Here is a 9,962-nt window from a genome sequence, read left to right on the forward strand (position 1 = left end):
AGAATCTGCAAGCGCCATAAAGGGCGGTATTTTTGGAATGAATCCCTTATTATATGGGAACTTACTCAACCAACCGGATTCACCAGGCCGCTTCATGTCTTCTTTGTATCAAAATTCCTCCACTTCCGACGGCCAGGACGCGCGCCTGCAAGCTTTGACCGAATGGCTGGCCTCCACCGGCCTGGTGGAAGTGGAAACCGGCCGCCCGGCATCCGCGGATGCCAGTTTCCGGCGCTATTTCCGCTACGACGTTGTCCCGACGATGCGCGAGAAGCTGGGGGCGACCCTGGTGGCCATGGATGCGCCGCCGGAGCGCGAAAACGTGCCGGCCTTTATCCACGTGCAGGGCCTGCTGATGGATGCAGGCGTCACGGCGCCGGCGATCGTCGCGCGCAAGGTCGACAGCGGCTTCCTGCTGCTGTCCGACCTCGGCGTGACCACCTACCTGCAGCGCCTGGATTCGGACAATGCCGCCTTCATGTATTCGGACGCGCTCGACGCCCTGCTCAAGTTCCAGCTCGCCAGCCAGCCCGGCAAGCTGCCGGAGTTCGACCGCGCCTTCGTGCTGCGCGAGATGAACCTGTTCCCCGAGTGGTTCATCAACCGCCACCTGGGCGTGACGCTCGACGCGAAGCAGCAGGAACAGCTCGACAAGGTATTTGAGGCGATCACCGCCAACGTGCTGGCGCAGCAGCAGGTCTACATGCACCGCGATTTCCATTCGCGTAACCTGATGTGGCTGGAAACGGGCAACCCGGGCGTGCTCGATTTCCAGGACGCCGTCTACGGCCCCATCACCTACGACCTCGCCTCGCTGCTGCGCGACGCCTACATCCAGTGGGACGAAGAGATCGTGCTGGACTGGGTGGTGCGCTACTGGCAGAGCGCCAAGCAGGTGGGCCTGCCGGTGAACCCGGACATCGACGCCTTCTACCGCGACTTCGAATTCATGGCCCTGCAGCGCCACCTGAAGATCCTCGGTATCTTCTGCCGCCTGAACTACCGCGACAACAAGCCGAACTACCTGGGCGACCTGCCGACGGTGATGGCGTACGTGCGCCGCACCGCCGGCCGCTACACCGAACTCAAGCCGCTGATCCGCCTGCTCGACGCGCTCGAGGACAAGGCGCCCGCGGTCGGCTACACCTTCTGACGACGGGTTCATCTCATGAAAGCCATGATTTTCGCCGCCGGCCGCGGCGAGCGCATGCGTCCGCTCACGGACGCCTGTCCCAAACCCCTGCTGAAGGTGCGCGGGCGGCCGATGATCACCTACCACGTGCTGAATCTGGTGCGCGCCGGGATCCTTGATATCGTCATCAACCACTCGCACCTCGGCCACATGATCGAGGAAGAGCTGGGCGACGGCAGCAAGTACGGCGCGCGCATCGTGTACTCGCACGAGCCGACCCCGCTCGAGACGGCGGGCGGCATCGCCAACGCCCTGCACCTGCTTGGGGACGAACCGTTCCTGGCCGTGTCGGGCGACATCTACGCGCCCTACTTCGATTTTTCGCAGGTGGTCGACGTCCTGAAGGACAAGGACATGCTGGGCATCCCCTACCCGCCGGACAAGCGCGACATCGCCTGGCTGTGGCTGACCCCGAACCCCTGGCACAATCCGGACGGCGACTTCGCGCTCGACATGTACACCCTGCGCAATGACGGCCCGGCCAAGTGGAACTTCGCCGGCATCGGCGTGTACCGTCCCGAGATGTTCGAGGGCATCAAGGCGGGTGAATTCGTGAAGTTCGGCCCCCTGATGCGCAAGTTCATCGAGCAGGGCCGCGTCGGCGGAGAGCTGTACGAAGGCATGTGGGTCAACGTCGGCACCGCGCAGCAGCTGGAAGAACTGAACGCGCCGCTGGGGGCGGCCAAGACCGGCTCATGACGGCCGACGTCGGCAGTGCCCCCTGGGCCGAGCGGCGCGCGCGCCTGGTCGCGCAGATGCAGCCGGGCGCGGTCGCGGTCCTGGCCACTGCCCCGGAAGTGCTGCGCAACGGCGACAGCGACTATCCCTACCGGCACGACAGCTATTTCTATTACCTGACCGGCTTCACCGAGCCGGAAAGCGCGCTGGTGCTGCTTGCTCCGCGCGCCGATACGCCGGCGCGCTCGATCCTGTTCTGCCGCGAGAAGAACCCGGAGCGCGAGATCTGGGACGGCTACCGCCATGGTCCCGAAGCGGCGCGCAATGCCTTCGGCTTCGACGACGCGTATCCGATCGGCGAGCTCGATACGCAGATGGGCAAGCTGCTGGCCGATGCACCGGCGCTGTACTACGCGCTCGGCCACAGCGCCGCGCTCGATGCGCAGGTTGCCAGCTGGCTCAAGGCCGTGCGCGCGCAGGGCCGCAGCGGCATCGCGGCGCCCGGCACGACCCACCACCTGCTCGGCATGCTCGACGAGATGCGCCTGCTGAAGGATGCGGGCGAGCAGGCGCTGATGGGGCGCGCGGCCGCCATTGCCGCCGCGGCCCACGCGCGCGCGATGCGGTTTACCCGTCCCGGCGTGTTCGAGTACGAGATCGAAGCCGAGCTGCTGCACGAGTTCCGCCGCAACGGCGCCCGGTTTCCCGCCTATACCCCGATCGTTGCTTCCGGCGCGAACGCCTGCGTGCTGCACTACAACCAGAACGACCGGCAGTGCCGCGAGGGCGAACTGGTGCTGGTCGATGCCGGCTGCGAGCTGGACGGCTACGCCTCGGACATCACGCGCACCTGGCCGGTGAGCGGGCGTTTCAGCGCGCCGCAACGACGCCTGTATGAGCTCGTGCTACGGGCGCAGGAGGCGGTTCTCTCCGCCATCGCGCCGGGACGGCCCTACAGCGTCATGCACGAAGCGGCAGTGCGGGTGCTGGCCGAGGGCATGCTGGATCTCGGCCTGCTCGACCGCGCCAGGTACGGCTCGGCCGAGGACGTAGTCGCCGACAAGGCGCACCAGCAGTTCTACATGCACGGCACCGGACACTGGCTCGGCATGGACGTGCACGACGTCGGGCCCTACCGCGACCTGGCGCTGGCGGAGAGGCCCTCGCGCGCCCTGCTGCCGGGCATGGCGCTCACGGTGGAGCCGGGCATCTACGTGCGCCCGGCCGAGGGCGTGCCCGAAGAGTATTGGCACATCGGCATCCGGATCGAGGACGACGTGATCGTCACGGAGGAAGGCTGCCGCGTGCTGTCCGGGGATGCGCCGAAAGGCGTGGCCGAGATAGAGCTGTTGATGCGCGAAGCATGGATGAAGGAAAGCTGATGGCGGACGAAGGACTGGATGTCGATGTGGCGATCTGCGGCGCCGGCCCGGTGGGCCTGGCGCTGGCCGCCTTCCTGGTACGGCGCGGCGTGGCTGGCGAGCGCATCGCGCTCATCGACGGCAAGTCCCTGGGGCAGGCCATCACCGACCCGCGTTCGATCGCGCTGTCCTGGGGCAGCGTGCAGCTGCTCGAAGAAGTGCGCGCCTGGCCGCTGCCGGCCACGCCGATCCACGAGATCCACGTCTCGCGCCGCGGCCAGCTGGGCCGCAGCCTGATGGACCGCGCCGAGCACAAGCTGCCGGCGCTGGGCTATGTGGCGCGCTATGGCGACGTGGTGGATGCGCTGGCGCGCGCCTGCGACCGTGCCGGCGTTCGGACGCTGCGCCCTGCACGTGTCGACACCTTCAGTGAAGAACACGATGGCGTGACGCTGCGGCTGGACGATGGCCGCAGCGTGCTCGCGCAGGTGGCGGTGCAGGCGGAGGGTGGCGTATTCGGCCAGCAGGACAGCCGGGCGCAGCAACGCGAATACGGGCAGACGGCCCTGATCGCGCGCGTCAGCGTGAGCGAGCCGATCGCACACCGCGCCTTCGAGCGCTTTACGGACGAAGGCCCGCTGGCGCTGCTGCCGCAGGATGGCGGCGATGGCCACCAGTACGCGCTGGTATGGTGCATGCGCCCGGAGCGCGCGACCGACGTCCAGCTGCTCGACGACGCCGGCTTCCTGTCCCAACTGGGCGAGGCCTTCGGCGCCCGCCTCGGAACATTCACCGCGGCCTCGCCCCGTGTCGCCTTCCCGCTCGGCCTGAACGCCGAAGCCCGCGCCACCGCACGGACGGTCGCGATCGGCAATGCCGCCCAGACCCTGCATCCGGTCGCCGGCCAAGGCCTGAACCTGGGCCTGCGCGACGCCGCCGTGCTGGCGCGCCAGCTGGCGCGCGGCGCCACGCCCGCCGCAGTCGACGGCTTCATGAAGGAGCGCGCCCAGGACCGCCGTCTCACGATCTCCCTGACCGACACCATGGCCCGCGCCTTCACCATCGGCGGCCCGCTGCAACCCCTGCTCGGCCTGTCGCTGGCCGCGCTGGACGTCATCAAACCCGCCCGCGTGCTGCTGGCCGAGCTGATGATGTTCGGCCGCCGCTAACCCCAATTGGGGTAACCCCAATTGGGGTAACCCCAGTTGGGGTCAGAGTCGAATTATTCGCCAAGATCCCAGGTCTACTTGGCCCTGCACTATTGATAGTAATTGCGATCAACTGATCCGGAGAAGGTGCCGAATAATTCGACTCTGACCCTCATTTTATTGGCCTGCCACCGTGGGAAACCTAATGAGGGTCAGAGTCAAATTAATAGCCAAGATCTCTCGAACAGCTGACCTCATGCCATGTTTCGTAGTTGTAGGACAGATCGTTGAATCAATTGGAGATTAATTTGACTCTGACCCTAATTATAGGGAAGGCGTTCGACGGTGTTGCGCCGCGGCGTGGCATCTTCATGGAACAGGTCGGCCAGGTATTCCGCTAGCCCGTCCTCGGTGATATCGGGAGGTATGACGAAATCGGCCAGCCGGCGAGTTCCGTCATTCCCAGCATAGAATGCCTGCCAGGCTCCAGGCTTGCCGCTGATGGCAATCAGTTTGCCAAAGACATTGAAGCGGAGCGTATTCATCGATGAGGAATTAGGGTCAGAGTCGAATTATTCGCCAAAAGTCTCTGGTCAGTTGAGGAGGCGCCATGTTTGATGAAGGCGCGACTGATCGCAGGATCACTTGGAAAATAATTCAACTCTGACCCTAATTGGTTTACTCGACGGCCTTGACCATGGATTCGATCACCTTCTTGGCGTCGCCGAATACCATCATCGTGTTCGGCTGGTAGAACAGGTCGTTGTCCAGGCCCGCATAGCCGGACGCCATCGAGCGTTTATTCACGATGATGCTCTTGGCCTTGTAGGCTTCGAGGATCGGCATGCCGGCGATCGGTGACTTCGGGTCCTTGGCCGCCGGGTTCACCACGTCGTTCGCGCCCAGTACCAGCACCACGTCGGTCTGGCCGAACTCGCCGTTGATGTCTTCCATCTCGACCACCTGGTCGTAAGGCACTTCGGCCTCGGCCAGCAGCACGTTCATGTGGCCCGGCATGCGGCCCGCCACCGGGTGGATCGCGTAGCGCACCTGCACGCCGTGCTCGATCAGCTTGTCGACCAGTTCCTTCACCGAGTGCTGGGCGCGCGCCACCGCCAGGCCATAGCCAGGGACGATGATAACCGATTCCGCATTCTGCAGGATGAAGGCGGCATCGTCGGCCGAGCCGGATTTCACCGGCCGCTGTTCCTTGGTGCCGCCGTCGTCCACAACGGCCTCGCCGCCAAAGCCGCCCAGGATCACGTTGAAGAAGGAGCGGTTCATCGCCTTGCACATGATGTACGAGAGGATCGCGCCGCTCGATCCCACCAGCGAACCGGCGATGATCAGCATCGAGTTGTTCAGCGAGAAGCCGATGCCCGCCGCCGCCCAGCCCGAATAGGAGTTCAGCATCGACACCACCACCGGCATGTCGGCGCCGCCGATCGGGATGATGATCAGGACGCCCAGCACGAAGGACAGCGCGGCCATGAGGATGAACGGGGTCCAGGCCGGCGCCACGTTGTCGTCGAAGCAGAACACCAGCCCCAGCGCGATGACTGCGATCGCCAGCACCAGGTTCAGGATGTGCTGTCCGGCGAAGCGCACCGGCGCGCCCTGGAACAGGCGGAACTTGTACTTGCCCGACAGCTTGCCGAAGGCGATCACCGAGCCCGAGAAGGTCACGGCGCCCACGAAGGTGCCGATGAACAGTTCCAGGCGGTTGCCGAAGGGGAGCGGGGTGTCGCGGGTGGCGATGTTGAAGGCCCAGGGCTCGGACACGGCGGCGATCGCGATGCACACCGCGGCCAGGCCGATCAGCGAGTGCATCGCCGCCACCAGTTCCGGCATCTTGGTCATCTCGACCTTCTTCGCGGCCACCGCGCCGATGGCGCCGCCGACGACCACACCCAGCAGCACCAGCGAGAAGCCCATACCGCCGCCCCCTTCGCCGGACACCTGCAACTGGTCCTGCAGCTTGAGCATCAGGGCGATGGTGGTCACCACGGCGATCGCCATGCCGGCCATACCGAAGGTATTGCCGAGGCGCGCCGTGGAGGGCGAGGACAGGCCCTTCAAGGCCTGGATGAAGCACACCGACGCCACCAGGTAGAGCAGCGTCACGACGTCCATGCTGATGAAATTCATGCCCGTTCCTCCGCTGCAGCAGGTTTGGCGACCTTCTCCTTCTTCCTGAACATCTCGAGCATGCGCCGGGTGACCATGAAGCCGCCGAACACGTTGACGGCGGCCAGCGCCACCGCCAGCGTGCCGGCGACCTGCCCGGTCAGCCCTTCGGTGAGACCGGCAGCCAGCATCGCGCCAACGATGATGATGGCCGAGATCGCGTTGGTCACCGCCATCAGCGGCGTGTGCAGCGCAGGGGTGACGTTCCAGACCACGTGGTAGCCGACGTAGATGGCCAGCACGAAGATGATCAGGTTGATGATGGTGTGGCTGATGTCCATGCTTCGCTCCTCGTATCCTGTTCTTAAGGTCGCAACACTGCGCCGTCCGCACACACCAGCGTGGCGCGCACGATCTCGTCCTCGCGGTCGATCACGAACTTGTCGTCCTTGTCGATGACCAGCTTGAGGAAGTCCAGCACGTTCCGGGCATACAGGGCGGAAGCATCGGCCGCCACCAGGGAAGCCAGGTTCGGCTCACCGATGATGTGCACGCCATGCCTGGTCACGGTGCGGCCCAGCTCCGTCAGCGGGCAGTTGCCGCCCTGCTCGATCGCCATGTCGACGATCACCGAGCCGGGCTTCATGGCCTGCACGGTGTCCTCGGAAATCAGGATGGGCGCCTTGCGGCCCGGGATCAGGGCGGTGGTGATGATGATGTCGGCTTGTCTTGCGCGCTCGTGCACCAGCGCCGCCTGGCGCTGCATCCAGCCCGGCGGCATCGGCCGGGCGTAGCCGCCCACGCCCTTGGCGATCTCGCGTTCCTCGTCGGTCTCGTAGGGCACGTCGATGAACTTGGCGCCGAGCGACTCCACCTGCTCCTTCACCGGCGGGCGCACGTCGGACGCTTCGATCACGGCGCCGAGGCGCTTGGCGGTGGCGATCGCCTGCAGGCCGGCCACGCCCACGCCCATGATCAGGACCCGCGCCGCCTTCACGGTGCCGGCCGCCGTCATCAGCATCGGCATGAAGCGCCCGTAGGTGTTCGCGGCCAGCAGCACCGCCTTGTAGCCGGCGATGTTGGCTTGACTGGACAGCACGTCCATCGACTGGGCGCGCGTGATGCGCGGCGCGGCCTCGAGTGCGAATGCAGTCAGGCCGGCGCCGGCGAGCAGCGCCAGGTTCTCGTTGTCGAAGGGGTTGAGCATGCCGACCAGTACGCTGCCGTGGCGCATCCGGGCGCGCTCGGCGGCGTCCGGACTGCGCACCTTGAGCACCATGTCGGCGCCGAAGGCGGTCGCCGCATCGACGATGGCGGCGCCGGCGGCCTCATAGGCGGCGTCGGGAATCGACGCCCGCACCCCGGCGCCGGTTTCCACCAGCACCTGGTGCTTCGCAGCCAGCTTCTTGACGGTTTCGGGAGTTGCAGCAACGCGGGTCTCGCCCGGCCTGGTCTCGGCCGGAATGCCAATTCTCATGAATCCCTCCGTAATGGACACATCTGTCCACAATCTAACATGTAATTACATCAATTGCTCAACAACAAATACTAAAAAACCAATAGTCGATTGTCTCCAAGACCCGAAAAAGGAACCACTGTCATGGACCGGATGTTTGCAATGGATCAAGGCCATTTAACGACAGGCAAGCGCACCGTAGAGTGGCAGATGAGCAAAGATGCCGCCTGTCAAGGTAGAATACCGGCTCATTTTCAAGGACGCGCATGACCGATATCTTCAAACCATCCGTGACCGTCGCCGCGATCATTGAACGCGATGGGCGCTTCCTGCTGATCGAGGAAGAGACGAGCGAAGGCGTGAAGCTGAACCAGCCGGCCGGCCACCTCGACCCGCACGAGTCGCTCGAGCAGGCGGTGGTGCGCGAGGCACTGGAGGAAACTGCGCACGAATTCATCCCGACCGCACTGGTGGGCATGTACATGTCGCGCTACCATTCGAAGTCGCGCGGCGCCGACGTGACCTACCTGCGCTTCACCTTCTGCGGCCACGCCGGCCGCGAGCTCGACCAGCCGCTCGACGAAGGCATCCTGCGCACCATGTGGATGACGCGCGACGAAATCGCCGCCACCGCCGAACGCCACCGCAGCCCGATCGTGCTGCAATGCGTGGACGACTACCTGGCCGGCCATCGCACCCCGCTGCACCTGCTGTACACCCACCCCTCAGTGTTCGAGGGCGGGATCTGAACGAAACGGAAACACAATGAGCAAGAAAAAAGTCGTGATCGGGATGTCGGGCGGTGTCGACTCCTCGGTCGCGGCGTGGATGCTGAAGGAACAGGGCTACGAGGTCATCGGCCTGTTCATGAAGAACTGGGAAGACGACGACGATTCGGAATATTGCTCCACGCGCCAGGACTGGATCGATGCGGCCAGCGTGGCCGACGTGGTCGGCGTCGACATCGAGGCGGTGAATTTCGCCGCCGAGTACAAGGACCGCGTGTTCGCGGAATTCCTGCGCGAATACCAGGCCGGCCGCACGCCGAATCCGGACGTGCTGTGCAATGCCGAGATCAAGTTCAAGGCCTTCCTCGACCATGCGATGAAGCTGGGCGCCGACCTGATCGCGACCGGCCACTACGCGCGCGTGCGCGAGAACGACGGCCGGTTCGAACTTCTCAAGGCATTCGATCACACCAAGGACCAGAGCTACTTCCTGCACCGCCTGAACCAGGCCCAGCTCTCGAAGTCGCTGTTCCCGCTGGGCGAGATCCCCAAGACGGAAGTGCGCAAGATCGCCGAACGCCTCGGCCTGCCCAACGCGCAGAAGAAGGACTCGACCGGCATCTGCTTCATCGGCGAGCGTCCGTTCCGCGAGTTCCTGAACCGCTACCTGTCGCACAAGCCAGGGCCGATGAAACTCGACACCGGCGAGACCGTGGGCGAGCACATCGGCCTCTCCTTCTATACGCTGGGCCAGCGCAAGGGCATCGGCATCGGCGGACTGAAGTCGCGCAAGAACGCGGACGGCACCAGCGAGCCGTGGTTCGTGGCGCGCAAGGACGTGGACAGCAATACGCTGTACATCGTGCAGGGGCACGACCACCCGTGGCTGCTGTCGCCGCGCCTCGAAGCCGGCCAGGCCAGCTGGACCGCGGGCGAGGCGCCGGCGCCGCAGGGCGAAGGCCGCCTGCTGTCGGCCAAGACCCGCTACCGCCAGGCTGACGTGGCCTGCACGGTGCGCGCCGAGGGCATCGAACGCTTCGCACTCGATTTCGAGGAGCCGCAATGGGCGGTCACGCCCGGACAGTCGGCCGTGCTGTACGACGGCGACGTGTGCCTGGGTGGTGGGATCATCGATTCGAACAGCGCCTGATGTTCGTAGGGTGGTCGGCGAAGTGAACTGACCCCAAATTGTTGGACGTTAAGTCGTTAAGCGCCCATGGCCTGGGTCCTGTACTGTACAGGGCTTTGGCCTTTTAGTTTAAGTTTGATGCG

The 9,962-nt window shown here is 65.0% G+C and carries 10 protein-coding genes; 6 read left to right on the forward strand and 4 right to left on the reverse strand.

Annotated features, from left to right (window positions below):
- Positions 1–94 precede the first annotated feature (94 nt).
- The 4 genes from AC56KL_RS21900 to AC56KL_RS21915 are packed head-to-tail and all read left to right on the forward strand — an operon-like array spanning position 95 to position 4,400.
- Complete coding sequence (locus AC56KL_RS21900) at positions 95–1,153, forward strand: aminoglycoside phosphotransferase family protein (RefSeq protein WP_497182287.1); 1,059 nt, start codon at positions 95–97, stop codon at positions 1,151–1,153.
- Positions 1,154–1,168: 15 nt separating this feature from the next.
- A complete protein-coding gene (gene murU / locus AC56KL_RS21905; protein WP_497182288.1) occupies positions 1,169–1,891 on the forward strand; it encodes an N-acetylmuramate alpha-1-phosphate uridylyltransferase MurU in 723 nt (240 codons plus the stop codon).
- Positions 1,888–3,252, forward strand: a complete 1,365-nt coding sequence (gene pepP / locus AC56KL_RS21910; protein WP_497182289.1) for a Xaa-Pro aminopeptidase — start codon at positions 1,888–1,890, stop codon at positions 3,250–3,252. Before murU ends, pepP begins: the two co-directional genes overlap by 4 nt.
- Positions 3,252–4,400: a UbiH/UbiF/VisC/COQ6 family ubiquinone biosynthesis hydroxylase gene (locus AC56KL_RS21915; protein ID WP_497182290.1), complete on the forward strand. Its 1,149-nt coding sequence runs from the start codon at positions 3,252–3,254 to the stop codon at positions 4,398–4,400. The genes pepP and AC56KL_RS21915 overlap by 1 nt, the downstream gene beginning before the upstream one ends.
- Before the next feature lie 299 nt (positions 4,401–4,699).
- On the opposite strand, the gene AC56KL_RS21920 is transcribed toward AC56KL_RS21915, so the two are convergent.
- The 4 genes from AC56KL_RS21920 to AC56KL_RS21935 form a co-directional block, all read right to left on the reverse strand.
- Positions 4,700–4,924, reverse strand: a complete 225-nt coding sequence (locus AC56KL_RS21920; RefSeq protein ID WP_497182291.1) for a DUF7661 family protein — start codon at positions 4,922–4,924, stop codon at positions 4,700–4,702.
- A gap of 133 nt (positions 4,925–5,057) precedes the next feature.
- Positions 5,058–6,527 (reverse strand): NAD(P)(+) transhydrogenase (Re/Si-specific) subunit beta, encoded by a 1,470-nt coding sequence (locus tag AC56KL_RS21925; RefSeq protein WP_497182292.1) that lies wholly within the window; start codon positions 6,525–6,527, stop codon positions 5,058–5,060.
- On the reverse strand, positions 6,524–6,847 hold the full coding sequence (locus tag AC56KL_RS21930; protein WP_497182293.1) for an NAD(P) transhydrogenase subunit alpha part 2: 324 nt from the start codon (positions 6,845–6,847) through the stop codon (positions 6,524–6,526). The genes AC56KL_RS21925 and AC56KL_RS21930 overlap by 4 nt, the downstream gene beginning before the upstream one ends.
- Positions 6,848–6,870: 23 nt before the next feature.
- Positions 6,871–7,983, reverse strand: a complete 1,113-nt coding sequence (locus AC56KL_RS21935; protein ID WP_497182294.1) for a Re/Si-specific NAD(P)(+) transhydrogenase subunit alpha — start codon at positions 7,981–7,983, stop codon at positions 6,871–6,873.
- Between the two features lie 245 nt (positions 7,984–8,228).
- Between AC56KL_RS21935 and AC56KL_RS21940 the strand changes: the two genes are divergently transcribed.
- Positions 8,229–8,711: an NUDIX hydrolase gene (locus tag AC56KL_RS21940; protein WP_497182295.1), complete on the forward strand. Its 483-nt coding sequence runs from the start codon at positions 8,229–8,231 to the stop codon at positions 8,709–8,711.
- 16 nt (positions 8,712–8,727) lie between these two features.
- Positions 8,728–9,840 carry a tRNA 2-thiouridine(34) synthase MnmA gene (gene mnmA, locus AC56KL_RS21945; protein WP_497182296.1) on the forward strand — a complete coding sequence of 371 codons (1,113 nt, stop codon included), beginning with the start codon at positions 8,728–8,730 and terminating at the stop codon, positions 9,838–9,840.
- The last annotated feature ends 122 nt before the right edge of the window (positions 9,841–9,962 follow it).

The sequence above is a fragment of the Telluria sp. ZB4P34 genome, from assembly GCF_059686055.1.

What these genes read in the sequence shown, in the direction of transcription:
- AC56KL_RS21900 (WP_497182287.1), top strand. Translation starts at nt 95, where the DNA reads ATGTCTTCTTTGTATCAAAATTCCTCCACTTCCGACGGCCAGGACGCG.
- AC56KL_RS21930 (WP_497182293.1), bottom strand. Translation starts at nt 6,847, where the DNA reads ATGGACATCAGCCACACCATCATCAACCTGATCATCTTCGTGCTGGCC.
- AC56KL_RS21920 (WP_497182291.1), bottom strand. Translation starts at nt 4,924, where the DNA reads ATGAATACGCTCCGCTTCAATGTCTTTGGCAAACTGATTGCCATCAGC.
- mnmA (WP_497182296.1), top strand. Translation starts at nt 8,728, where the DNA reads ATGAGCAAGAAAAAAGTCGTGATCGGGATGTCGGGCGGTGTCGACTCC.
- murU (WP_497182288.1), top strand. Translation starts at nt 1,169, where the DNA reads ATGAAAGCCATGATTTTCGCCGCCGGCCGCGGCGAGCGCATGCGTCCG.
- AC56KL_RS21940 (WP_497182295.1), top strand. Translation starts at nt 8,229, where the DNA reads ATGACCGATATCTTCAAACCATCCGTGACCGTCGCCGCGATCATTGAA.
- AC56KL_RS21915 (WP_497182290.1), top strand. Translation starts at nt 3,252, where the DNA reads ATGGCGGACGAAGGACTGGATGTCGATGTGGCGATCTGCGGCGCCGGC.
- AC56KL_RS21925 (WP_497182292.1), bottom strand. Translation starts at nt 6,527, where the DNA reads ATGAATTTCATCAGCATGGACGTCGTGACGCTGCTCTACCTGGTGGCG.
- pepP (WP_497182289.1), top strand. Translation starts at nt 1,888, where the DNA reads ATGACGGCCGACGTCGGCAGTGCCCCCTGGGCCGAGCGGCGCGCGCGC.
- AC56KL_RS21935 (WP_497182294.1), bottom strand. Translation starts at nt 7,983, where the DNA reads ATGAGAATTGGCATTCCGGCCGAGACCAGGCCGGGCGAGACCCGCGTT.